At 45.4% G+C, this 26148-nt stretch carries 20 protein-coding genes and 1 pseudogene; 16 read left to right on the top strand and 5 right to left on the bottom strand.

Annotation, left to right across the window (positions count from 1 at the left end; all coding sequences use genetic code 11):
- Positions 1 to 8 precede the first annotated feature (8 nt).
- From M9189_RS01970 to M9189_RS01985, 4 genes and pseudogenes are all read right to left on the bottom strand, one after another.
- The gene (locus M9189_RS01970; protein ID WP_250724245.1) at positions 9 to 1709 is read right to left on the bottom strand and encodes a hypothetical protein; all 1701 of its coding nucleotides are present in this window, start codon (positions 1707 to 1709) and stop codon (positions 9 to 11) included.
- Between the two features lie 243 nt (positions 1710 to 1952).
- Positions 1953 to 4955 (bottom strand): carbamoyl-phosphate synthase (glutamine-hydrolyzing) large subunit, encoded by a 3003-nt coding sequence (gene carB, locus M9189_RS01975; RefSeq protein WP_250724246.1) that lies wholly within the window; start codon positions 4953 to 4955, stop codon positions 1953 to 1955.
- 145 nt (positions 4956 to 5100) lie between these two features.
- Positions 5101 to 6621, bottom strand: a pseudogene (locus tag M9189_RS01980) (IS1182 family transposase); the annotation flags it as partial.
- A 27-nt stretch (positions 6622 to 6648) separates the two neighbouring features.
- The gene (locus M9189_RS01985; protein ID WP_250724247.1) at positions 6649 to 6963 is read right to left on the bottom strand and encodes a carbamoyl phosphate synthase preATP-grasp domain-containing protein; all 315 of its coding nucleotides are present in this window, start codon (positions 6961 to 6963) and stop codon (positions 6649 to 6651) included.
- Positions 6964 to 7346: 383 nt separating this feature from the next.
- Here M9189_RS01985 and M9189_RS01990 point away from each other — a divergent pair, with 383 nt between their 5' ends.
- The 15 genes from M9189_RS01990 (at position 7347) to carA (ending at position 22911) form a co-directional block, all read left to right on the top strand.
- Complete coding sequence (locus M9189_RS01990) at positions 7347 to 7829, top strand: arginine repressor (RefSeq protein ID WP_250724248.1); 483 nt, start codon at positions 7347 to 7349, stop codon at positions 7827 to 7829.
- Between the two features lie 42 nt (positions 7830 to 7871).
- The gene (locus M9189_RS01995; RefSeq protein ID WP_250724249.1) at positions 7872 to 8579 is read left to right on the top strand and encodes a GNAT family N-acetyltransferase; all 708 of its coding nucleotides are present in this window, start codon (positions 7872 to 7874) and stop codon (positions 8577 to 8579) included.
- 53 nt (positions 8580 to 8632) lie between these two features.
- Entirely contained in the window at positions 8633 to 9841 is a 1209-nt protein-coding gene (locus M9189_RS02000) for an argininosuccinate synthase (protein ID WP_250724250.1), read from the top strand.
- Positions 9841 to 10806 (top strand): N-acetyl-gamma-glutamyl-phosphate reductase, encoded by a 966-nt coding sequence (argC, locus tag M9189_RS02005; protein ID WP_250724251.1) that lies wholly within the window; start codon positions 9841 to 9843, stop codon positions 10804 to 10806. Before M9189_RS02000 ends, argC begins: the two co-directional genes overlap by 1 nt.
- Before the next feature lie 32 nt (positions 10807 to 10838).
- Entirely contained in the window at positions 10839 to 11975 is a 1137-nt protein-coding gene (locus M9189_RS02010; RefSeq protein WP_250724253.1) for an aspartate aminotransferase family protein, read from the top strand.
- 28 nt (positions 11976 to 12003) lie between these two features.
- On the top strand, positions 12004 to 12600 hold the full coding sequence (locus M9189_RS02015; protein WP_250724254.1) for an NUMOD4 domain-containing protein: 597 nt from the start codon (positions 12004 to 12006) through the stop codon (positions 12598 to 12600).
- Positions 12601 to 12702: 102 nt separating this feature from the next.
- Positions 12703 to 13500: a pyrroline-5-carboxylate reductase gene (gene proC, locus M9189_RS02020; RefSeq protein WP_250724255.1), complete on the top strand. Its 798-nt coding sequence runs from the start codon at positions 12703 to 12705 to the stop codon at positions 13498 to 13500.
- Entirely contained in the window at positions 13500 to 14597 is a 1098-nt protein-coding gene (gene proB, locus M9189_RS02025; protein WP_250724256.1) for a glutamate 5-kinase, read from the top strand. Before proC ends, proB begins: the two co-directional genes overlap by 1 nt.
- 81 nt (positions 14598 to 14678) lie before the next feature.
- Entirely contained in the window at positions 14679 to 15953 is a 1275-nt protein-coding gene (locus M9189_RS02030; RefSeq protein ID WP_250724257.1) for a glutamate-5-semialdehyde dehydrogenase, read from the top strand.
- A gap of 114 nt (positions 15954 to 16067) precedes the next feature.
- Entirely contained in the window at positions 16068 to 17018 is a 951-nt protein-coding gene (locus tag M9189_RS02035; RefSeq protein ID WP_250724258.1) for an N-acetylornithine carbamoyltransferase, read from the top strand.
- Between the two features lie 2 nt (positions 17019 to 17020).
- On the top strand, positions 17021 to 17794 hold the full coding sequence (gene argB / locus M9189_RS02040; RefSeq protein WP_250724259.1) for an acetylglutamate kinase: 774 nt from the start codon (positions 17021 to 17023) through the stop codon (positions 17792 to 17794).
- Positions 17795 to 17824: 30 nt separating this feature from the next.
- Positions 17825 to 18901: a M20 family metallo-hydrolase gene (locus M9189_RS02045; protein WP_250724260.1), complete on the top strand. Its 1077-nt coding sequence runs from the start codon at positions 17825 to 17827 to the stop codon at positions 18899 to 18901.
- 152 nt (positions 18902 to 19053) lie between these two features.
- A complete protein-coding gene (gene argH, locus M9189_RS02050; RefSeq protein WP_250724261.1) occupies positions 19054 to 20388 on the top strand; it encodes an argininosuccinate lyase in 1335 nt (444 codons plus the stop codon).
- An 11-nt stretch (positions 20389 to 20399) separates the two neighbouring features.
- Positions 20400 to 21743: a citrate synthase gene (locus M9189_RS02055; RefSeq protein WP_250724263.1), complete on the top strand. Its 1344-nt coding sequence runs from the start codon at positions 20400 to 20402 to the stop codon at positions 21741 to 21743.
- Between the two features lie 85 nt (positions 21744 to 21828).
- Positions 21829 to 22911 (top strand): glutamine-hydrolyzing carbamoyl-phosphate synthase small subunit, encoded by a 1083-nt coding sequence (gene carA / locus M9189_RS02060; protein ID WP_250724264.1) that lies wholly within the window; start codon positions 21829 to 21831, stop codon positions 22909 to 22911.
- A gap of 170 nt (positions 22912 to 23081) precedes the next feature.
- Here carA and M9189_RS02065 read toward each other — a convergent pair whose 3' ends face one another.
- The gene (locus tag M9189_RS02065) at positions 23082 to 23297 is read right to left on the bottom strand and encodes a hypothetical protein (RefSeq protein ID WP_250724265.1); all 216 of its coding nucleotides are present in this window, start codon (positions 23295 to 23297) and stop codon (positions 23082 to 23084) included.
- Positions 23298 to 23740: 443 nt separating this feature from the next.
- Between M9189_RS02065 and M9189_RS02070 the strand changes: the two genes are divergently transcribed.
- Complete coding sequence (locus M9189_RS02070) at positions 23741 to 26137, top strand: TonB-dependent receptor (RefSeq protein WP_250724267.1); 2397 nt, start codon at positions 23741 to 23743, stop codon at positions 26135 to 26137.
- The last annotated feature ends 11 nt before the right edge of the window (positions 26138 to 26148 follow it).

The following is a 26148-nucleotide window of genomic DNA, read 5'->3' on the forward strand; positions in this document are numbered from 1 at the left end:
TTCTGATCCTATTCTGTAAATACCACATAGCACCTTTCAACTGTTATGGCAGCGTTGAGGTCTGAACTGTCAACGCTTATTCCCAGGAAGCGTTGGAAATGCTCTTCCCCGTTTGCGTATGTAACTAAGTATTCGACATCTGCGGTGTTGTCACCATTATTTGTGATTGTTATCTCAATACTGGAACCATGGAGACCAGCCTTAAAGGTGTCCCAGTTCCAGTTACTTTCACCCACAGTGGTACCATCAATATATCCATCTCCCCACGCCCAGTGATCCATACGGGCAAAGGTGGTCAATGTGCCGTCAGACTTCTGCAGTCTGACAATGGCGTTGTGCCAGTTTTCTCTGGCTAAGGAGTATAGTTTGAGTTTGTAAGTCAGGGATTCGCCATATGGAATTGCGATATTGGCGGAGACATCTCCTGCAAATCCGGTTGAAAAATCTGTAGCACCGACCTGACCGCTACCTTTTACCATAGTAATAGGAAGGGTAGTAGAAACTGTGCTTGTTTCTCCTTTGTAAGTAATAGTAATATTATGTGTTCCGGCAAAAGGAGGAACTTTGCCTATGCTGAGATTACCCAGAGGCATCACACCCTGTGAATCGTCACCATAGGTTGCTGTAACAACAAGGCCTCTTGTATCCAGAATAATAGAATCATCACTGAAGAAGTAGTATGTAGTAATAAGAGGATTTTGGGTTACCTCAATTTGTTGAACTGGCATTACTACATTTAGATTATATACTGTGGAAACAGTAGGACCAGGTTTCCCTTGTTTTGTTTTGCTGTATGCCACTACTACTGTTTTGGCACCCAGAGTCTCAGTATCTGGAACTACATTGAAATGCAGATCCTCCTTGCTCAGTTCCTTGGTGCTACCGTCAGTGAAAGTCACAACAGCCTTGGCAAGGCCCCAGAAATCTTCACTACCTAATTCAACTGCAGTTGGGGCATCAGTAACCTGAATAGATACAGCATCCTCATCTTCTATTTCCTTGACCTTGGTTGGGAGGAGGTAAGCTTTCTTCATTAAGAAATGGCTGCCGTCAACAACCAGAAATGCAGTTACACTTGAGGAAACAGGTACTGGATGATTGTATGACTGTACAAGCACGGTTCCATCCGTTGCAACAGCAGTAGATGTTACGAAAACATTGCCAGTGGGAGAGAAGTCCACTTCAAGGGTAACATAGGCTCCCTGCATCTTCTGCCGGAACACTGCCCAGATATCCTCTCCACCCAGTTCTCCATAGTTGTGTTCTACTCTTCCAAGGGCAAAGTCACCGTTACCCCAGCCATAAGCATCTGACCTAAGTACAAAATACTCGCTGTATTCAGGATCTCCGTCCGAATACGCTTTTGTTGTAAGAGCCAGATTCCAGTTGTTCCAGTTGTTAGAACCAGTTCCATAATTTATAAATTCAAGGGTAAGGAGTTTACCCGGGGCAATTTCAAAATAATCTGAATGATCAGCCCACCAGCCTGAGCTGTTGTCTTCAGCTCCTACAATGCTTTTTATTATGTCTATGTAGGTTGTATCACCTGTATTGCGACCCTCTCTCGCAGCCGCAATTGAGTCTATTTTGCTCTGAAGATCCTGTGGAGCATCAATCTCATATAGCTCCAACTTCTCGCATCCGCTAAAGGTCACTACAACCATAAGGACCCAAAGCAATGCGCCACTAAATAGATTTGTCCTTTTCATACTATTCTATAATAGGATTTGGTTAAATATACACGCAAAAAAATGAATGTTAAATAGTATGTAAAAGGTAAAACCTCTTTTTAATGATGTAGTGGAAAAATGTATTTAATAGGAGGACGGATGTTTATTACATTATTTATATCAATTAGTCCGCCAAACAAAAAAGAGGTTGTCCGTGAAATTGGACAACCTCTTTAGATACACCCGGGTTCCCCGGGATATTGCATTTAGCTTGGTTACAGTCTATTTGTATTCATCCCAGCTCTTGATAGAGATGTCCTTAAGGTCCATCTTACAGAAGGCGGTGATAAATGCTGCAGCAAGTCTTGAATTTGTAATCAGCGGAATGTTGTAGTCAACACTGCTACGTCTGATATGGTAACCATTCCTTAGTTCGCCCTTGCTCAGGTCCTTAGGAATATTGACAACCAGGTCAATCTTCTTTTCCCTTAGGTAATCAATAGTGTTGGGCTTCTTGTCGGGTTCATCCGGCCAGTGTAGCAGGGTCGATTCGACTCCGTTGTCGGCCAGGAACTTTTGGGTTCCTGCTGTAGCAAAGAGGTTGTATCCCTTTTGCTTGAGCAGTCTGGCTGATGACAGAAGTTCTATCTTATCCCTTGCAGGGCCGGAAGATATAAGCACGTTCTTTTCAGGAATCCTATAACCCACTGACAGCATAGCCTGCAGTATTGCATCGTAGAAGTTGTCTCCCAGACAGCCTACCTCGCCAGTTGAAGCCATATCCACACCAAGAACGGGGTCGGCCTTTTGCAGACGGGCGAAGGAGAATTGAGGGGCCTTGATCCCTACGTAATCCAGTTCGAAGGCACTCTTAGCCGGTTTTTCAACAGGCAGATCCAGCATAATCCTGGTTGCAAGGTCGATAAAGTTGACCTTCAGTACCTTTGAAACGAAGGGGAAGCTTCGTGAGGCCCTGAGGTTACACTCAATAACCTTGATATCGTTGTCTTTTGCAAGTACCTGCATATTGAAAGGTCCAGAGATATTCAGGCCTGCTGCTATCTTTCGGGCAATCTGCTTAACCCTACGGATAGTCTCAACATACAACTTTTGTGGTGGGAATACTATAGTTGCGTCGCCTGAGTGTACTCCGGCAAATTCGATGTGCTCTGATATTGCGTAGGCAATAATCTCACCGTTGCGGGCAACTGCATCAAACTCAATTTCCTTGGCTTGTTCGATAAACTCGGATACAACCACCGGATATTGTTTTGAGACATTGGCGGCTACCTGTAGAAAGTGTTCCAGCTCATCACGGTTACTAACCACATTCATAGCCGCGCCTGATAGTACATAGGAGGGTCGAACCAGAACCGGGAAACCAACTTCATCAACAAACTTAAAGATGTCTTCAATGGTTGTAAGCTCGCTCCAGCGTGGTTGGTCAATATCCAACTCGTCGAGCAGTGAAGAAAACTTCTGACGATTTTCTGCCCTGTCTATATCTTCAGGTGAAGTCCCAAGGATAGGAACATTATAGCGATGCAGGCGCATAGCCAGGTTGTTGGGGATCTGCCCCCCCATCGAGATTACAAGACCCTTTGGCGCTTCCAGTTCGGTAATATCCAGTACCCTCTCGAGTGACAGTTCGTCGAAGTACAGACGATTACAAACGTCGTAGTCCGTAGAGACCGTTTCAGGGTTATAGTTGATCATTACAGACCTGAAGCCTTGTTCGTTAACTGTTTCTACAGCATTAACGCTGCACCAGTCAAACTCGACACTGGATCCGATACGGTAGGCTCCGGAACCCAGGACTATAACTGAGCGGCCATCCTTTTCGAATTCTATATCGTGACTGTGTCCATTGTAGGTAAGGTACAGGTAGTTGATCTTGGCCGGGAATTCACCAGCCAGAGTATCTATCTGCTTTACTACCGGAAGCACACCTCTTTGTTTTCTGTGAGTACGTACCTTATAAATACCATCTTCCATCTGACTCTTGGGAGTCTTAAGAACCAGACGGGCAATCTGGAAGTCAGAGAAACCTGATTGCTTTGCCCTTACCAACAGATCGTCAGATAGTTCGGCAAGAGAATTGATTTCCTGAAGTTCATTCTTCAGGTCATCTATATTCTTGAGCTTTTCAAGGAACCAGCGGTCAATCTTGCTAAGGTCGTGTATCTCATCTACAGTCATTCCCTGCATGAAGGCTTCAGCTATAGCGAAGATACGTTGGTCAGTAGGCTCAGTAAGTTCCTTGCGTACATCAGCAAACTTAAAGGCCTGGTTGCCTACAAAACCGTGCATGCCAAGGCCAGCCATACGAAGGCCCTTCTGGATTACCTCTTCGAAGGTACGTCCTATTGCCATAATCTCACCCACACTCTTCATGCTGGAGCCAATCTGGCGTGATACACCTGTAAACTTGGTAAGGTCCCAGCGGGGTATCTTGCATACGATATAGTCAAGAGCCGGTTCGAAGAATGCTGAAGTAACCTTGGTCACAGAGTTGCGCAATTCATGCAGACCATAGCCCAGTGCCAGTTTGGCTGCCACAAAGGCCAGAGGATAGCCTGTAGCCTTGGAGGCAAGAGCACTTGAGCGTGACAGACGGGCATTAACCTCGATCACACGATAATCCTCCGATTCCGGGTCTAGTGCATATTGTACGTTACATTCACCCACAACACCGATGTGGCGAACGATCTTGATAGCTAGTTCCCTGAGCTTGTGGTACTCTGAATTTGTCAGAGTCTGTGATGGAGCTACTACGATACTTTCACCGGTATGTATACCCAGCGGGTCGAAGTTTTCCATGTTACACACCGTGATGCAGTTGTCGTATGCATCCCTTACCACTTCATATTCCACTTCCTTCCATCCCTTTAGAGATTCCTCAACAAGGATCTGGTTGGAATATGCAAAAGCATTTTCTGCACGAGCCTTCAGCTCTTCGCGGTTTGAGCAAAAACCGCTACCCATACCTCCCAGGGTGTAGGCGGCTCTTACGATAATTGGGAAACCAATGGTCTCGGAAGCCTTCAGGGCTTCCTCAACAGAGGTTACAGCCAGACTCTTTGGAGTTTTGACATTGATCTCATCCAGTTTGTTGGCAAAAATCTCGCGGTCCTCTGTATCGATGATAGCCTGAACAGGCGTACCAAGTACTTTGACACCGTATTTTTCGAGGGTTCCCGCTTCAAACAATTTCACTCCACAGTTGAGTGCAGTCTGACCGCCAAAAGAAAGAGGTTGTCCAATTAAGGGCAACCTCTTTTTCAATTTAAGCAAGTTGATAAGAATAGATTTCGATTTTTAGATGAACATGCTTACGAAAATTCCATATTCCTTTTTGGATTTTTGCATATAGGGGTTCAAACAAGAAGAAAATTGCATTTTGGAGTACTGTTTTTGAAACACACGCACCTTTGCCTATGATTTTTCTTAAGTTATGAGCAATAGCTATCAGGCCAAACTCGATTTCAACTTTCTTAAGGCCTTTCAGTGTAAATCTGGTGAACTTGTTGTTGTGTTTTATTTGTCCAAACACTGCTTCCGGTTCTATTGGGCGTCTACTTCTGTGATATAGGCCCTGTTCACTTAATAGCTGTTCCCTGGCCTTCTTTTTTAGGATCCTTAACCTGTGATTGATCTCTATTATTCGATTACCGGTAGCTTGAAAACAAAGTCCGCGCAACGGGCATCCAGTACAGTTTTGCGCTTGATAACGTGTCACCTTTGATACATACCCATTCTCAGAAGTCACTTTTCTTTCACCTTTATTGGTCATATGCTGTCCCATCGGGCATACATAATAATCTTCATGTTCGTTGTAATATAGGTTTTGGCTTAGAAATGCATTCTTTTTAAATGCTCTTTTCTGTTCTTTGTGGAAGTAGTTGTACTTGACAAAGTACTCTATATTATTTGCTTCCAGGTATTCATAATTCTCCTCGCTTCCGTAGCCGGCGTCTGCAACGACCGTAGAGCTATGACTTCCATATTGGTTTTTAAATCCCTCCAGATGACACTTTAATGTTCTTGTATCACCTGGGGTTTGATGGATACTGTAATGGGTAATAATCTGGTTCTCTGTACTAATCTGAGGATTATAAGCTGGTTTCAACTGCCCATTCTTCATATGATCTTCTTTCATTCGCATGAAAGTAGCATCCTCGTCTGTCTTGCTAAAACTGTTGCGATCACCCAGAGTGTCAAGTTGCTTCTCGTATTTCTCCAACCGTGGCAGGTGTTCCTCCTGTAATTGCTTTAGTTGCTTAGATGTGGACTTATTTGTATCCTTAAGCCTGGTGTTAAGCTCAGCTATTTTGCTTTTTAATAAATCTGAGTCTATTGATTGGGGCAAATCTTCTTTGTTGAGAGTTTTTGAGTCCTCTTTAATTTGACTATCAATATCTTTAAGAATACTCCTTATCCTTTCTTCCAGTTTTGCTTTGTTTTTCTCAACTGTGCCTCGCCATACAAAGGTGTACCTGTTTGAGGTAGCTTCTATTTTTGTTCCATCAACATACTGTACCTGAAGACTCACAAACCCCATACCATGCAGTAATCTAACTACTTCTGCAAAGATGGTCTTAATTTCTCCCTGCAAACGGGTACTCCTAAAATAATTGATTGTTCTAAAGTCTGGAACACAGCCCTTTGATAACCAGATAAAATGAATATTCTCTTGTAAAGCCTTTTCAATCTTTCTGCACGAAAATATGTTGTTTAAATAACTGTAGAACAGTATTTTAACCATCATTCTTGGATGAAAACTGCTAGCACCACCACCTTTGTATTTATTTAGTATAGAAGAGATATCCAGTTGATCTACAACCTTATCAACCAGACGAACTGGATGGTCTGCTGGTATGCGATCCAAGAGGTTTTCAGGGAATAACTGAGCTTGATTGTTTGGAAGCTCTTTGAAAACAACTTTTTTCATTATGGATTGATTTATAGCATTAATATACTATATATCAATTATATAACCAACTTTTTCAGGAAGAAAATCAAACAAAAAAAGAGACTGCCTAATCTTTTTAGACAGCCTCTTCTTTAAAACTTGTTCAACGAAATATGGTGTAACAGGTAGAAAATAAACCTTATCTGCCAACTTTTCTGAGGTCTGAACCGTGGCAATATTCGGGTTTATAAGTACCGTGTAAATTCCCTCTTCTTTTAATGCTTTAATAGCCTGCGATCCGGAATAATCGAACTCACCTGCCTCTCCAATTTTGAGAGCTCCTGAGCCCAGAATTACTACCTTCTTTACATTGTTTTTCATGCGTAATTGATTTGTTGTCGTAAGGCAACACAGTTTCTGAATAGTCATTTCAGAATGCAAATGTACATCATCTTTGATCATTTTACCTAATGGCAGAAAATTATTTTGCATATTTTATGAATAATATATTCAAATATGAGATTTCCTCCCGGGTTTTTAGTCCCGTGCCCCATGTACAATGTTCTCTGCCAAATCGTCGAAAGTGTTTTATTACCAAAAAAAAGTGCGTTTTATTTTTGTTTAATTGCAGTAATGTATAAATTTGCACTTTGTTTGTATAATTATTCGTCACAGTTATTGACGTAATAGCAAACCGGAAATGCGGACGGTCTCCCTTACGGGGCGCCCGGTCCGCTATATAATTTTCAGACATCACGTAATTTATGAAGGTTAAAACACAAAGGTTAAATGCAATCATCCGCTTAATAGAGAATCACAGGGTGGGTAGCCAGGATGAGTTGTTGGCTCTTCTTGAGAAGGAGGGTATCAGTACAACTCAGGCTACCTTGTCACGAGATCTGAAGGCACTCAAGGTCGCCAAGCAGCCTGACTATGATGGTGGATATGTATATGTGCTTCCCGAGAATCAGAGTCCTGATGAAGCGGATTTTGACTACGGGGACTTTCCGGTCAGCGGCATTATTTCCATCGAATTTTCAGGCAATCTGGCTGTTATCAAGACCCGTCCGGGTTTTGCCAACGGGATAGCTTCCGTAATAGACAGTCAGGCTCCCTACGAGATTCTGGGAACAATAGCAGGTGATGATACAATTCTACTGGTTACCCGCGAATCAGTATCACGTACCAAAGTCCTGGCCGGCCTCTCGCAGTTTCTGCCCGGGATCCGTGACAAAATACTTGGGTAGTAATTAACTAAGGTCACACAACAAGATTTTACAAAGAAGGGAATGAATAATAACGAAGTAACAATCACAATTGCTTCAGAGGAGCACCTCAAATATGTGGATACCATTCTGCATACAATTTCAGAGGCTGCCAAAGTGAGGGGAACAGGTATTGCTAAGAGGGATCCTGAGTATGTGAAAAAGAAGATAACAGAAGGCAAGGCCATCATCGCCCTCGCTGGCGATGAGTTTGCCGGATTCTGCTATATAGAGTCATGGGGACACAATAAGTTTGTTGCCAACTCCGGACTGATAGTGCATGAGAAGTTCAGAGGTCATGGTCTGGCAAGGGATATCAAGCGTAAGGCCTTTGAGCTTTCACGCACACGTTACCCCGACGCCAAGATCTTCGGTCTTACTACCGGTCTGGCAGTGATGAAGATCAACTCGGAACTCGGATACAAGCCCGTTACCTTTTCTGAGCTTACCGATGATGAGGATTTCTGGAAGGGTTGTCAGAGCTGTGTCAACTACGACATTCTGCTCCGTACCAACCGTAAGCACTGTCTCTGTACAGGTATGCTTTACGATCCTGCATGGGAGAAGAAGAAGGAAGCCAATCTTCAGCCTCCAAAGAAGGAGAAGGTATATGAAAGATGGCTGCAGTTTAAGCGTCATGTATTTCTGAGAGGCAAGGAAGGAGACAATGATGCTCAGAGTGGCACCGGTTCCCGAAGCCTCTTCCATCGCCTGCTTGCAGTTTTTGTCTAGGAATAAATTTTGATATGTAAGTGCCCCAGGGCACTATAGAAAAATCTTAAGTAATGAAAGAGAGAGTAGTAGTAGCCTATAGCGGAGGTCTTGACACATCTTATTGCGTCAAGTACCTGGCAAAGGAAAAGAATCTTGAAATTTACACAGCTATAGCCAACACTGGCGGTTTTAGCGTGGACGAACTCAGCGATATTGAGCGTAAGGCTTACGAGCTGGGCGTTGCCAAGCACGTTGCTATTGATGTTACAGATGTATATTACAATAAGTGTATCCGTTACATGGTCTATGGCAATGTGTTAAAGCACAATACCTATCCGCTGTCTGTTTCATCCGAGCGTATTTTCCAGGCTCTTGCTATAGTCGACTATGCACGTAAGGTGGGAGCAAAATATATTGCTCACGGAAGTACAGGTGCCGGAAATGATCAGGTGCGTTTCGATCTTACCTTCCAGGTACTTGCTCCTGATATCGAAATAATCACTCCTATCCGCGACCAGGTTATCAGCCGCGAGGATGAGATTGCCTACCTCAAAAAAGAAGGTGTGGTACGCGACTGGTCCAAGATGGCCTACTCAATCAACAAAGGTCTGTGGGGTACTAGTATCGGTGGTAAGGAAACACTGACTTCCGACAAGGCCCTGCCATCTGATGCCTATCCATCACAACCGGTAAAGGAGGGTAGTGAGAGACTCGAACTCGGCTTTGACAAGGGAGAACTTAGTTCAGTCAATGGCAAGACTTTCGCTAGCAAGGTTGATGCAATCCGTGAAGTGGAGCGTATCGGTTCCGCCTGGGCTATAGGTCGCGATATTCACGTTGGTGACACTATTATCGGAATCAAGGGTCGTGTAGGCTTTGAATCTGCTGCTCCCCAGCTGATACTGAAGGCCCACCACCTGCTCGAGAAGCACACACTTACCAAGTGGCAGATGTACTGGAAGGAGCAGATATCCAACTGGTACGGCATGATGCTGCACGACGGAATGTACCTCGAGCCTGTAATGCGCGACCTGGAAGCCTTCCTTGAAAGCACTCAACAAAATGTAACAGGTAAGGTCTATCTGGAACTACATCCATATTACTTTAACATGGTAGGCATTGACTCAGCACACGACCTGATGAAGAGCGGTTTTGGCGACTATGGTGAGGTCAATAAGGCATGGAATGGCGATGATGTGAAAGGATTTACAAAGATTATATCCAACTCACTCAAGATTTATAATAAAGTCAACAAAGGAAAATTAGATATCAATCAGTAATGGTAAAGGTTGGAATAGCAGGTGGTGCCGGATACACAGCCGGTGAATTAATAAGGATACTGCTGGGACATCCACAGGTTGACTTAGGCTGGATACTCAGCAGCAGTCATGCGGGAAGCCGCATAGTCAAGGTTCATAGTGACCTCGTAGGGGATACCGACCTCGTGTTTGCCGACAAGCCCGACTTTTCAAAGGTGGATGTGGTCTTTCTCTGTATGGGACATGGTAAGTCGGAAGAATTTCTTGCAACAAACAAGGTCCCTGCAGGAGTAAAGATTATCGACCTGAGCACAGATTTCAGGATCAAAGCTGAGGGCAACGACTTTGTTTACGGATTGCCTGAGCTCAACAAGGCTGAGATAAAGAAAGCTGATAAGATAGCCAACCCGGGTTGTTTTGCAACTACCATTGAACTGGCACTCCTGCCCTTGGCAAAGGCCGGTTTACTGAAAGAAGTTCATGTCACGGCAATTACCGGCTCTACCGGAGCCGGTCAGGCTCCCTCAGCCACAACCCACTTTAGCTGGAGGGCTAACAACCTGTCTGTTTACAAGGCTTTCAGACACCAGCACCTGGCAGAGATAGGCCAGTCTCTCAGAGAGCTGATGCCGGATTTCAATATGCCGATCAACTTCGTGCCTATGCGGGGTGACTTTACCCGTGGTATCCTGGCTTCAGTTTACCTGGATTATGACGGTGAACTGGCAGAGGCAAAGAAGCTGTATGATGATTACTATGCAGATGCTCCCTTCACCTTTAGAAGTGATGAGGAGATTGACCTTAAGCAGGTTGTTAGCACCAACAAGTGCCTGCTGCATCTGGCCAAGTATGACGGTAAACTGCATATTATAAGCATCACAGACAACCTGCTAAAGGGAGCATCAGGACAGGCAGTGCAAAATATGAATCTGATGTTCGGACTGGATGAGAGAGCCGGACTATATCTGAAACCATTGGCCTTTTAACAGGCTATACAAAATTCAAAAAACAGAAAGCAATGGAATTGTTTGACGTTTACCCGCTGATGAATGTGACCCCGGTCAAGGCAGAAGGCTGCTATGTCTGGGATGAAGCCGGGGTCAAATACCTCGACCTATACGGAGGTCATGCTGTTATTAGCATTGGCCATACTCACCCGCATTATGTGGAGAGGTTGAGCAGCCAGTTGCATAGGATCGGGTTTTATTCAAACTCGGTGCAGAATCCCCTTCAGCGTGAGCTGGCCAAAAAGCTTGGAGAAGTATGCGGGTTGACCGACTACTCACTCTTTCTGTGCAACTCAGGAGCCGAGGCTAATGAAAATGCACTAAAACTTGCTTCCTTTCATAATGGGAAAGCCAGAGTGATAGCCTTTAATAAGGCTTTTCACGGACGTACCTCTGGAGCGGTAGCAGTAACCGATAACCCAAATATCCAGGCTCCGGTCAACAAGGGTCATATAGTTAGCTTTCTGAAGCTGAATGACCTTGATGCCGTTGAGGCTGAGATTACAAAAGGAGACGTTAGTGCCGTAATAATAGAAGGTATCCAGGGTATAGCAGGGATTGTAGAGCCGGAAGATGCCTTCCTCAAAGGACTTGAGCAACTGTGTCGCCGTAGCGGCACAGTGCTGATACTGGATGAGATACAGTCGGGCTATGGTCGTTCGGGAGATTTCTTTGCATTTCAAAAATCGGGTATCAAACCGGATATTATCACCCTGGCCAAAGGAATGGGCAACGGCTTTCCAGTAGGCGGAATTCTTATTTCACCTGAGTTCAAACCCAGACATGGAATGCTGGGAACCACCTTTGGAGGCAACTATCTGGCCTGTGCTGCATCATTGGCGGTACTTGAGGTAATGGAAAGCGAGAAGCTCATTGCCAATGCAAGGGCTGTTGGCGATTACCTAATTGGTCAGCTAAAGAAGATTCCCGGAATTGTAGAGATTAGAGGACGGGGACTTATGATAGGAATTGAGTTTAACCATGAGGCGGCACCCATACGTAAGAAGCTGCTTGAGCAGCACCATATCTTTACCGGGGTGTCGTCGACAAATGTGATACGTCTCCTGCCTCCACTGTGCTTAACAGGTGAGATGGCTGCTTACTTTATTGACTGCTTCAGGCAGGTGATAGAAGAAGAACGGACCTAAACATGAAACCTTAGCATAACCTTATGATATGATTAAATCCTATTGGAACGAAGAATGGAAGGAGATAGATTTTCCTGAAGGAGCGCTGAGAAAGAAGTATGCAATCAGCAACTATGGGCGTGTGATCAGCTACGGTGAAGATATGTCGGAAGGAGTGCTTGTAGGCGGGGGCTGCATCAAAGGATACAGGACCTTGCCGCTTCGACCTTTTGGTAAGTCCACTACATATTACATTCACAAGCTTGTGGCAAGATTATTTCTTGGTGAACCCGAAGAAGGACAAGAGTGTGTCTTACATCTGGATTATAATAAGGGCAATAATTACGTAGGCAACCTGAAATGGGCAACAAAAGATGAGTCCCTAAGGCACCAGCAGGAAAACCCTGAGGTTATCCGCAGTAGGGAGAAAGCCCGGATGCGTTGCCCTGAATGTGGTCCGAAGCTTACCAGTACTCAGGTTATAAGACTAAAAAAGAAGTTGTTGGATCCCGGTCGCAAGACCAAACTTCGTATCATTGCCAAGCAGTTTGGTGTCAGTGAGATGCAACTCTATCGCATCAGGACTGGCGAGAACTGGTCGCATGTGGATGTACCCGACTTTAAGGGCAGGGCTGAAAGCATGTAATGCTAACCCTGGGAGGATGCCTGTTTAGGCGTTTTCACTGCAAACGAACAGACAATCTGCCAGATGTGGACTGATAGGTAGAAATCCCTAAAAAACAAGAACATGGAATCTGGAAAGTTAGCAATCATTGGAGGCGGAAAACTAGGCTCAGCACTGGCTGAAGGAATGATCAGAGCTGGATTGATTGCCGAATACCGCATACATATCACTCGTCGCAATGCAGAACTGCTAAAGCCTCTTGCTGATAAGGGGCTTATAACTGGTTCGGATAATATTGCCGCAGTTAAGGATGCCAGCATAGTGTTGTTGGCAGTCAAACCCTGGCAGGTTGAAGAGGTACTTGGCAGCCTTGTTGACTCACTTGCTCCTTCTGCCGTAATAATATCTCTGGCAGCAGGAGTCAGCCTGAAAAAGTTGCAGGAAGCCAGCGGAGATAGATTTACAGTTTTCCGTGCTATTCCAAATACTGCAGTTGCTGTGTGTGAGTCTGTTACTGCTGTTTGTTCGGTTAATGCTTCAGAGGGTGATATCAAACTGGTAGGATCTCTTTTCTCCGGACTTGGCATTGTTGAGTTTATCCCTGAGGATAAGATTAATGCTGCTACTGTTCTTGCATCATGTGGAACTGCCTTTGCCCTAAGGTATATTCGTGCTGCAGTGGAAGCCGGAGTTGAGATAGGACTAAGCCCTGAAACTGCTGTCAATATGGTGGCACAGACTGTAAAGGGAGCAGCAAGTCTGCTGCTTGACGGGGATGCTCATCCAGAGGCAGAGATCGATAAGGTTACGACTCCCGGGGGTGTCACCATAGCCGGCTTGAATGCCATGGAACACGCAGGATTCAGTTCTTCGATAATATTAGGTATCAACGCAGCATTTCGAAAAACTGAGAACAAGTAATGGAAATACAGAATAAAGCTTTGTATAGATCAATCACAATAAAGGTTGGCTCAAACGTACTTACCTGTCCTGACGGTAACCTTAACCGTGAGCGTATGGAGCATCTGAGCGCTCAGATAGCACAGCTTCACAGTGCAGGTATCAAGGTAATACTGGTATCGTCAGGTGCTGTAGCTGCCGGCCGCAGTATGGTAGCTGGAAATGTGAAGCGGGATCCGGTATCTGAGCGTCAGTTGTTATCATCAGTGGGACAGGTAAAACTGCTTACTACCTATTCCACAATCTTTGATTCACACGGCATCACCTGTGCCCAGGTACTGGTGGCCAAACAGGATTTCAGGACCAGGGAGCACTACCTGAATATGAAAAACTGTCTGTCGGTATTGCTCGACAGCAACATAGTTCCAATTATCAATGAGAACGATGCAGTATCAGTTACAGCGCTTATGTTTACCGACAACGATGAACTGGCCGGACTGGTAGCAACAATGATGAATACTGAGGCGCTGTTTATCCTTAGCAATGTGGATGGTGTCTATAGTGGCAATCCCAAGGATCCGTCCTCTGTACTTATCAGCAGGATTGAAGGTAACTCAACAGACCTGTCCCAGTTTGTTACCACACAAAAAAGCAACTTCGGTCGGGGTGGTATGGTCACCAAGGGGCGTATAGCTCGTAATACGGCAGAGGCAGGTATAGCTGTGGCAATCGCCAATGGTACCAGGGATAATATTATCCTTGATTTGGTATGTAGCCCCGACAAAGTACCACATACACTGTTTGTACCCGGCACTCCACGTCCAGCTGTCAAACAATGGATGGCCTATTCGACAGGCTTTGCCAGTTCGGAAGTTGTTGTCAACGAAGGTGCTGAGAAAGCCTTGTTTTCGCACAAAGCCTCCAGTTTGCTACTGGCAGGAGTCGTCAGCATGAACGGTGATTTTGAAAAGGGAGACCTGCTAAGGGTAGTCAACAAAGAAGGTAAGCTTATAGGTATTGGCAGGGCTCAATACGAGAGAAAGAAGGCCGAAGAACACTGGGGTGATGAGAAGTATAAACCCCTGATACATTATGATTATCTGGTTCTTTTCCACTAAATTGCATATAAAAGGTTACATTGTACAGCAAGTTGTCCCTCTATATGCAAACAGAAAAAGGTATAGTCAAATAATCTGATTGTGAAACTGCTTCCAAAAATATTCTCAATGCTGGCAGAAGCTCAAATTGTAAAAGCTAGGGATGCTGTATCGACTATGATACAGTTGGATAATGAGGTGATAAACAAGGTGCTGCTTGACCTTGCAGACAGAGCCTGTGCAAATATTCCCGACCTGCTCAGGTCCAATAAGCTTGACCTGGATCAGATGCCCAAGGAGGATCCCCGCTATGACAGGCTAATGCTTACCGAAGACCGGATCAAAACCATCGCAGCAGATCTGCGGAATGTGGCATCTCTGAACTCTCCCCTTGGGGACGTGCTTGAAGAGAGGACTATGCCCAATGGGCTTAAGCTTAAGAAGCTTAGAGTACCAATGGGTGTCGTGGGTGTTATTTATGAGGCCCGTCCCAATGTTACTTTCGATGTCTTTGCCCTCTGCTTTAAGTCTGGAAATGTATCAGTATTGAAAGGTGGGCAGGATGCATGGAACTCAAATCAGGCAATAGTTAGATTAATAAAGGCAAGCCTTGAGGCTTTTAATATTTCCGAAGAGGTGGTACAGCTACTGCCCCCTGAGAGGGATGCAGCTACCTCACTGATGAATGCAGTGGGATATGTGGACCTGCTTATCCCACGTGGTTCGCAAGGACTTATCAACTCGGTAAGGGACAACTCAAAAGTCCCTGTTATCGAGACAGGAGCAGGAGTGGTGCATACCTATTTTGATGCAACAGGTGATAAGGAATTGGGACGCAAGGTAATATTCAACGCCAAGACCCGTCGTGTCAGCGTGTGCAATGCATTGGAATGCCTTATCATTGATGAATCCAGATTAGGTGATCTGCCATATCTGGTAGAACCTATGGCAGAGAAGGATGTCCGCATCGAGGCTGATGCACCATCCTATGCAGCACTTAAGGGACATTATCCAGCCACCCTGCTTAGGGAGGCCGGGGAGGAAGCCTTCGGCAAGGAACACCTTGACTATGTGCTGTCGGTCAAAACAGCTGCATCTATGGATGAGGCACTGAAGCATATTGCAAAGTACAGTACCAGGCACAGTGAGGGCATCATTACTACAAGTGAGGCAAACAAGCAGCGCTTCTTCAGGGAGGTTGATGCTGCCGCAGTTTATGCCAACACATCTACTGCCTTTACAGATGGAGCACAGTTTGGCATGGGAGCGGAGATAGGCATCAGTACCCAGAAGTTACATGCGCGTGGTCCGATGGCTCTGCCTGAGCTTACCAGCTACAAATGGCTGGTTGAAAGTGAAGGCCTGACCCGCCCTTAATATCGTAGTTTGAAGGAAAGGAGATGCACCAGGCCGATTGCCCGATGCGGATCAAATAAAGTAAACAGGTCGCCAGCCCAAAGGCTGCGACCCCAATTAATATGTGATTACACGATGAGAAGATTTTTGACACCTGAAGATCTTGGTGATCTGCGCAAGGCCCTTGATGAGGCCCGTTATGTTAAGGCGAATCCCTTTGCCGATCAGGATCTTGGACGTAACAAGACCCTGCTTCTGATATTTTTCAACTCAAGCCTTCGTACACGTCTAAGCTCACAACGTGCAGCTACTAATATGGGTATGAACGTTATAGTGCTTGATATCAACAAGGACGGCTGGAAGCTTGAGAGCGAGTACGGGGTAGTGATGGATGGTGACAAACCTGAGCATATCCGTGAAGCTGTGCCGGTTATGGGGCAGTATGCCGATATCATTGGAGTAAGGTCTTTTGCTGACTTTGTTGACAGGGACAAGGATTATAAAGAGCATATACTCAACCAGTTTATCGAGCTAAGTGGTCGTCCGGTGATCAGCCTCGAGTCGGCTACACGTCACCCGCTGCAGGCCTTTGCTGACCTGATAACTGTCGAGGAGTACAAGACCAAACCGCGACCAAAGGTGGTTATGACCTGGGCTCCGCATCCCAGAGCTCTGCCCCAGGCAGTGCCCAACTCCTTTGTGGAATGGATGAAGAAGGCTGATGTGGAACTGGTGATGACTTGTCCAAAAGGCTATGAACTGGCTCCCGAGTTTATGGAGGGGCTGACATACGAACCCGATCAGGACAAAGCCCTTGCAGGAGCGGATTTCGTCTATGCAAAGAACTGGTCAAGCTATCACGAATACGGTCAGATCCTGAGCAAGGACCGCTCATGGACTGTTGACGAGAATAAGATGGCCCTTACCAACAATGCTAAGTTTATGCATTGTCTGCCTGTAAGACGTAACATGATAGTTAGTGATGAGGTGATAGAAGGACCCAACTCGATAGTAATCCCTGAAGCAGCCAACCGTGTGGTATCCATGCAGGTGGTGCTTAAGAGGATGCTTCAAAGTATGAAGTAAGAATGGAAGAACTAAGCATTATAAAAGTAGGTGGGAAGGTCGTTGAGGAAGCCGAAAGCCTGAAGAAACTACTTGATGATTTTAGTGGGGTAGCAGGCAAGAAGATCCTGGTTCACGGTGGCGGTCGCTCTGCCACCGCACTTGCTGCAAAGCTGGGCATAGAGACCAAGATGGTTGACGGCCGTCGTATTACTGATGCCCCGATGCTGGAGGTTGTCACAATGGTGTATGGTGGACTTGTAAACAAGAACATCGTTGCCGGTCTGCAGGCAAGGAAGGTAAATGCCATTGGTCTTACCGGAGCCGATATGAATGTGGTTGTATCTGACAAACGCGCCAAAGGCAATATAGACTACGGCTTTGTAGGAGATATCCGAGCCGTTGATGCAAACGCACTTGACAGCCTGCTAAGTGCAGGAACCATACCGGTGATAGCACCTCTGAGCCACGATGGTAAGGGCTCTATGCTCAACATAAACGCCGACACCATGGCTTCTACAGTTGCAGTAGCGCTGGCATCCAAATACAAGGTAAACCTGGTCTTTTGCTTTGAACTGCTGGGTGTGATGAAAGATGTCAACGATCCATCCTCAGTGATCAATGAGATAACACCTTCAGAATATGAAAAGCTGAAACAGGATGGAGTAATCGAAGGTGGAATGATACCCAAGCTGGACAACAGTTTTGAAGCCCTGCGCAAAGGAGTATCACTTGTAAGGATTACCTCTGCAAACGACTTTAGCAGGGGAGATTGCGGAACCGCATTGAGACTTTAAAGAGAAATAGAGAACTGCCAAAAATAGCCAATGACTGTAGACCAATTATTTGAAGATGCAGTAGAGATACTCAGGAAGCTTATAGCAATTCCTTCTTTCAGCCGTGAGGAGAGAGAGGCTGCAGATCTGATGGAGGACTACCTTCTAAGGATGGGTTTCAAGCCTGAAAGGAGGAACAATAACAACTGGGTATGTTCAGCCACTCTTGACCCTGCAAAGCCTACCATCCTGCTCAACTCCCATATTGATACGGTAAGGCCTACATCCGGCTGGTTGAGCGATCCCTTTACTCCCGTGCTTGAAGGGGATAAGCTTACAGGACTTGGCTCCAATGATGCAGGAGCATCATTGGTTTCGCTTATGGCTGCATTCAGGTATCTGAGTGCCAAGCCCCAGGCATACAATCTTATCTACGCCGCCACTGCCGAGGAAGAGGTTTCCGGACAAAACAATGTCGCATCTATTCTTGATATATTAGGTAAGATAGATCTTGCCGTAGTAGGTGAACCAACAGGAACGCAGATGGCTGTTGCCGAGAAGGGTCTGCTTGTAATTGACGGTGTGGTTTATGGCAGGTCAGGACATGCCGCACGCAACGAAGGCCTGAATGCTATTACTGAGGCCATGCCGGTACTTGAGTTTTTCAGGGATCACAAGCTTGAGAAGGTATCGGACTTCCTTGGTGAGGTGAGGATGACGGTAACTGGGATAAATGCCGGAACCCAGCATAATGTGGTGCCCGACAAGTGCAGCTTTATGGTGGATGTCAGGGTAAATGACTGCTACAGGAATGAGGAACTCTTTAATATCATTCAGGAGAGGGTAAGGGCTATAAAGCCTAATTGCGAACTAAAAGCAAGGAGCTTTAGGCTTAACTCATCATCAATACCCACGGAGCATCCTCTGGTCAGGAGAGGCATAGAGCTGGGGCTGACTGCCTTTGGATCACCGACCACTTCCGATCAGGCCGTTATGCCTTTTAATACAGTTAAGATTGGTCCCGGTGATTCTGCACGCTCACATACGGCAAATGAGTATATCTTGCTGAGTGAGATCAGAAAGGGGATAGAAACCTATATAGCTCTGCTTGACGGACTTGAGCTATAGCCGGGAAAAAACGTTGGCTGGATTGAGAAAATGTTGTGCCTTCGTCCTGTTTGCTTCTAAAATGAAAGTATACCTGGTCGCATACTTAACAAATATTAGCTATTATTGCAGTTGACTTGCACTTAGTAATTTCCTAATTAACTAAATTTGAAATGAAACTTTGGGACAAGGGAAAGCCTGTTAACAAGAAGATAGAGGACTTCACGGTAGGGCGTGACAGGGAACTGGATGCCGAACTGGCAGAGTTTGATATCCTTGGTAGTATGGCCCATATAATAATGTTGGAGTCGGTAGGTCTTCTCAAGCGTGAGGAACTGGATCTGCTCCTTGCTGAGTTGAGGAAGTTGTACCGGATAGCAGGTACTGAGGGTATCCGGATTGAAGAAGGGATAGAAGACATCCACTCTCAGGTTGAGCTGATGCTTACAAGAGCTTTGGGTGATGTAGGCAAGAAGATCCACAGTGGTCGTTCCCGCAATGACCAGGTGTTGTTGGATCTCAAGCTGTATGCCCGTTCGGCTGTTATGAAGATTGCCGCCCTGACAGAGGAGCTCTTTACCGTACTGCAAGAGCGCAGTGAGGCACACAAGAATGATTTGATGCCCGGCTATACTCACTTGCAGGTAGCCATGCCTTCGTCCTTCGGTCTTTGGTTTGGTGCCTATGCCGAGAGTCTTGCAGATGATCTGCATCTGTTGTTGGCTGCCTGGAGGATAGCAAACCAGAATCCTCTGGGAGCAGCCGCCGGATATGGAAGTTCCTTCCCTCTCAACCGTAAGCTAACCACCCAACTGCTGGGCTTTGATGATTTGAGCTACAATGTCGTTTATGCTCAGATGGGCAGGGGCAAGATGGAGAGAACGCTCACCATGGCAATGGCTTCGATAGCCGGTACTATCGGAAAACTTGCAGCAGATGCCTGTATGTACATGAGTCAGAACTTTGGCTTTATCGCATTGCCTGACGAACTGACAACAGGGTCGAGTATTATGCCGCACAAAAAGAATCCTGATGTGTTTGAGTTGATCAGAGCCAAGTGCAACAAGCTGCAGGGTTATCCTCAGCAGATAATGATGATATGTACAAATCTGCCATCCGGTTATTTCCGTGATATGCAGATTATTAAGGAAATATTTATCCCGGCATTTGAAGAGCTGTTAAGCTGTATAGACCTGGCAATATTTGCAGTAGCCAATATGGAGGTCAAGAAGGATCTGATGAAGGATCCTAAGTACAAGTTTGCCTTCAGTGTCGAGGAAGTCAACCGCAGAGTTCTTGAAGGAATGCCTTTCAGGGATGCATATAAGGAAGTGGGGCTGGAGATAGAGAGGGGAGAGTTTAAAGCCCCTGACTCCATACATCATACACACGAGGGTAGTATAGGCAACCTGTGTAATGAAGCGATTAAGAAGAAGTTTGATGAGACCATAGCCCAGTTCTCATTTGACAAGGTGAACAATGCAATAAATAAGCTGGTTAATACATAAAACAAAAACCTATGGTAGTAATAAAGAAATTGGCTGAGGCCGCCGTTCAAAGCTCGGATATCGACAAGGCGTTGTACGATAAGTTTAATGTTAAGAGGGGTTTGAGAAATGCCGATTTTACAGGCGTCCTCGTGGGCCTTACCAATATTGGTAATGTTGTGGGATACGAAAAAGATGCAGAAGGTAATACCATCCCTGTCCACGGCCGGCTTTATTACAGAGGTTATGAGATAACTGACCTGACCCGCGGCTTCCAGGCCGAGGGTCGTCACGGTTTCGAAGAGATCAGTTACCTGCTTCTTGCCGGAAAGCTTCCCACTAAGGAAGAGCTTGCCGAGTTTGATGCAATAATCAAAGTGGAACAGGAGCTTCCTTTTTCCCTGTCCAAGAATCTGATACTCTCATTGCGGGGAAGGAATATAATGAATATGCTGGCCCGCACAGTACTTGGACTTTATACCCTTGACAAGGATGCAGAGGATTACAGTCCGGAGAATCTGGTTAAGCAGTCAATAAGCTTGATTGCTCGTTTTCCAGTAATAGTAGCTTATGCTTATTTTGCGATGCGTCACTCCTTTCAGCGTCGTTCAATGGTGATTCGTCACCCGCGACCAGACCTTAGTCTGGCCGCCAACTTCCTATACATGCTCAAGGGGGATAAGTTTACCGCTCTGGAAGCTGAGATCCTTGACCTTGCACTTGTTCTCCATGCAGAGCACGGAGGTGGTAACAACTCAACCTTTACGACCCGCGTGGTTAGTTCGGCTCAGACCGATACCTACTCTTCCATAGCAGCTGCTTTGGGATCGCTAAAGGGTGAGCTTCACGGTGGTGCCAATATGAAGGTGATTGGCATGATGAATGACATCAAGCAAAATGTAAAGGATTGGAAGGATGAAGCAGAGGTTGAGGCCTATCTTCAAAAGCTGCTTAGGAAGGAAGGCTATGACCATTCAGGTAAGATCTATGGTATAGGCCATGCCATCTACACCCTGTCCGATCCCCGTTGTGTTTTACTTAAGGAGAAGGCAGGTGCTCTGGCAAAGGAAGCAGGTATGGAGGATGAGTTCAATCTTTATCAGGCTGTTGAGAGACTGGCTCCAGAAGCTTTTTATAAGTTTAAGGGAGGACAGCGCAAGACTATCGCAGCCAATGTTGACTTTTATTCAGGCTTCGTATACAAGTGTATAGGACTACCAGAGGAATTGTATACTCCGATTTTCGCGATTGCAAGAGTTCCCGGTTGGGCAGCCCACCGTATTGAGGAAGTTACTTCATCAAGCGCAAGGATTATCAGACCTGCATACAAGAGTGTAACAAATCAGCGGGTTTATGTTCCTATGCAAAAACGATAAGAAGATATATGTCGTAACGGAACAATATCTTATCTTTGCGCGGCCTTTAAGGGAAGGTAAGGAAACTGAGAAATAAACAACATATATGTCTGAAGCAAAAGAAATAAAGCTGATATTGGAAGACGGCTCCGTGTTTGCCGGAAAATCCTTCGGTTATCATGGCTCCGTGTCGGGTGAGATGGTTTTCAATACAGCAATGACCGGATATCCCGAAAGTTTAACAGACCCATCCTACAAGGGTCAGATTTTGGTTTCAACCTACCCCCTTATTGGAAACTACGGGGTTCCATCAAAGGAAACAGAGAATGGAATTCCAAAATTCTATGAATCTGATGAGATTCATATTGCAGGACTGGTTATTTCTGAATACTCCTTTGGCTATAGTCACTGGAACGCTCAAAAGAGCCTTGGTGACTGGCTTAAAGAATACAAAGTTCCCGGCATTTTCGGCATCGACACCCGTAGTCTGACTCAGCTGCTTCGCGAAAACGGTCCTATGCTCGGCAAGGTAGTTGCCGATGATGTAGATGTTGAATTTTACAACCCAGACATCCACAACCTTGCTGCAATGGTAAGCACCAAGGAGAAGCTTGTCTATGGAAACGGTAAATACAGAGTAGTACTGCTTGATACAGGTGCAAAGTACAACATACTCCGCTGCTTATTGAAGAGGGATACCACAGTAATCAGGGTGCCCTGGGATTATGACTTTACGCAGGAAGAATATGATGGAATAGTGCTTTCAAACGGACCGGGTAATCCAGCCCTTTACGAAGCCAGTGTAAACAATATACGTAAGGCTTTGCAAGGGGATAAGCCAATCTTCGGTATCTGTCTTGGCAACCAGCTTATGGGAATCGCTGCCGGAGGATCTACTCACAAACTGAAGTACGGGCACAGGGCTCACAACCACCCTGTAAAGTTGGTTGGAACTGACAAGTGCTATATCACAAGCCAGAACCACGGATTTGTACTTGATACCGACAGCCTTGACAGCGACTGGGAACCCTACTTTATCAACCTAAATGACAATACCAACGAGGGAATCAGAAACAAGAAGAAACCATTCTTCTCTACCCAGTTTCACCCCGAAGCATCAGGCGGTCCAACAGATACAGAGTTTCTTTTTGACAACTTTATGGACCTTGTAAAGGAACGCAAGAAATAAGTTTTTCAGGGTATAGGTCAGACAAAAAGGTAGGGTCTTCAGCCCTACCTTTTTTATATAGCCGTTTCCTATAAACCTCTCACTCTGTTTGCACATCAGTGCTTTTATCTGCCTGGCTTTACAAAGAAATACTTATCCGCGGCAGCATTGATTTGCTCCCCAGTAATGATTTACTTCTTAGTTGCTTCAATAACTTCCTTTTTCTCAGGGAAAATAATTGAAGCCACAATGCACAATACTATTGTGCCCAGTATCACATATAGCGAATGGGCTGATGTAAAGCCAATGGCTGCAAGTTTTCCATGGAACAGTAATTTGACACCCACAAAAGCAAGCAGGAAGGCCACTCCCACCTTGAGGTAGTGGAATATATTTACCACTTTCATCAGTAGGAAGAACAGCGAACGCATGGCAAATAGTGTGTCTGACCAACCGAATGAGCAAAACGACCGACAAACCTACAAACGAAAAGAACACCGAACTGACAACAGACGTTTGGCACAAAAGCGGCTGACTTGGTTAATTTGTAAGCATTCAGAGAACTTTGATAGACTTAGGAAACCATATTCTTTTGAAAGAGGGGGTCAACATGCTCCGGATCATCCAGCTACTCCCTATTTATAATTAGTCTTAGTAATGGTCGGGTTTTTATCTTGAAATGGCTGTGAGGGTCAAGGTATTGTAAAACAGCTAGATAGCGCCTGGTGCTACTGAGGGGAATTCAAGTTAATCGGAGTGTAAAACCCTAAAAATATGGGATTGTAGCAACGCCGTGGGCTTGTTAACATTGCACTATCGAAATAGTGTAAATGTGATTGATTGATCCAAAATGAGAAAGTTTGCTATGATTCTATTGCTCTTTGTAACCCTGACATCAGCTTATTCCCAAAAGGGGAATGTAAATGGTATTATCAGGTTTGAAGATGGACAACCTGCTGTAAGTGCGATTATCCAGGTCAGGGAGATAAACAAAAATGGGATCACAGACATAGATGGCAAATACCTCTTAAGCGAACTGCCTTACGGACAATATACACTTGACATAAGATCAATTGAGGCAGAGGATAAAACACTTATACTTGTTGTTGACAAGCCCTCACAAACCTTTGACATACCTGTCAGGAGGGCTGTGATGAACCTCAGCGAGGTGTTGGTAAGCTCGGTTTCCCGCAAACGTGATATCGAAACAAGAGGCTTTGCTGTCAATGTTATCGAGACACAAAAGACTGCCGTGCAGTCAGTGCAGACTAACGAACTTCTGGACAGAACTGCCGGGGTTAGGATACGCCAGGATGGCGGAATGGGATCAAGGATCAACTACAATATCAACGGGATGTCGGGTGATGCTGTCAAGATTTTTATCGATGGTATGCCTGCATCCAACTTCGGATCTTCGTTCTCACTCAACAGTATCCCACCTTCTCTTATCGAACGTATTGAGATATACAAGGGGGTGGTTCCCGGTTATCTTGCAGAGGATGCCCTGGGCGGTGCAATCAATATCGTTTTGAAGCAACGCAGAAGCAGATCACTGTCAACTTCATATTCAGCAGGTTCTTTCAATACCCATAAGTGGGATATTAATGGAAATTACCGCTGGAAAAACGGGCTGACACTTGATATGTCGGCATTCTACAACTATAGTGATAATAATTACAAAGTATGGGGAGAGGATATCTACTTCGTGGACTACCAAGGTGTAATTACTGAGTCTGAAGGGAAAAAAGTAAAGCGCTTCCACGATGCTTATTCCTCAGCCGGCCTCAAGGCCGGCGTAGGCTTCACAGATGTCAAATGGGCCGACCAGTTTTTGCTGGGAGCCATTCTTTCCCAAGACTACAAAGAAGTGCAGAATGGTGCTACAATGCGTGTTGTTTACGGTGACAGACATACAAGACGTAATTCTGCTGTGATCACCCTTAAATACCTTAAGAAAAACTTCCTGACCGAAGGCCTTACACTTAGTCTTGATGCTGCTCATTCCTACCTGAAAAGACAGGCAATAGATACTGTGGGCATTATGCACGACTGGGCAGGCCCAATCAGATATCCGGATGGCTCCTTTGTTAAGTACAGCAGCGGGGCAGAGGTTGGCAGTGCCAAAACTCTTGCAATTAACAGGGATGATACTAATACGGCAAGGCTTAACCTTGACTATGCTGTAAACGACAACAACCGTATCTATTTCAACTACCTCCTAAACGACTTTCAGAGGGATGCTTATGATCCCTTGGAACCACCAGCTCTACAGAAACTGGCCAATACACGTGACCTGCAAAAGAACATAGTTTCTGTTACTTATGAGAATCTTGCCTTTGACAGCAGACTCAGAACCAACCTCTTTTACAAACACTATTTCCAAAAGGTCACTTCCAATGAGCCATACCTGGACGCTGGGCAGTATAAGCTGGATATCTTCCGTAAATATGTAGATTACGGAGGCTATGGACTTACCTTTTCTTATGCACTAAGGGATAACTTCTTTATCCTTGGTTCGGCTGAAAAAACCCTTCGCCTGCCAAATGCAAATGAATTGTTTGGTAATGTAGCTGACAATCTATTACCACCATCCAAGGAACTGGAACCAGAAAGGAGCTTTAATGCCAACCTTGGCTTCAACTACAGGTTCTCGACCGGTAATCACTATTTCAATACCAATGCTTCATTTTTCTACCGCGACACTAAGGGCATGATCAGGGAGGCTATCCGCACAGGTAGCTTTGTCTATACCCAGTTTGAAAACCTTGAGGATGTGATGACCACGGGCGTTGATGCCGAACTAAACTACAACTACTCTGACAGGTTCAGCTTCCGCTTTAATATCTCGAAGTTTGATGTCCTGTTCAACACCAAGTACGACGCCCAGGGCAATCCCTATCTGTTTTACCGCATGCAGATTCGCAACGAGCCCTCATTGAAGTTCAGCACTAATCTGAGCTACAAGGTGAAGAACCTGCTCCTGGATGGTTCGGAAACAACCTTCCATTTTAACAGCCTGTATGTAAAGGGCTTCCTAAGAAACTGGCCCAATGTGGGGTCATCCAACCTGTCGCGTATCCCCACCCAATACCCAATAGATCTCGGACTGGCCTATACCTTCCCATCAGGGAAGTTTGTCCTGAGTTGCGATGTCAAGAATATTGCAAATATACAGGTGTATGACAATTTCGGCCTGCAGAAGCCGGGAAGAGCTGTCTATGCCAAGCTATCATACTTTATCCTGTGATTGGAGATAAA

Origin of the sequence: Xiashengella succiniciproducens (assembly GCF_023674465.1) — a bacterium.
In the GTDB taxonomy this organism is placed as follows: domain Bacteria; phylum Bacteroidota; class Bacteroidia; order Bacteroidales; family Marinilabiliaceae; genus Geofilum; species Geofilum succiniciproducens.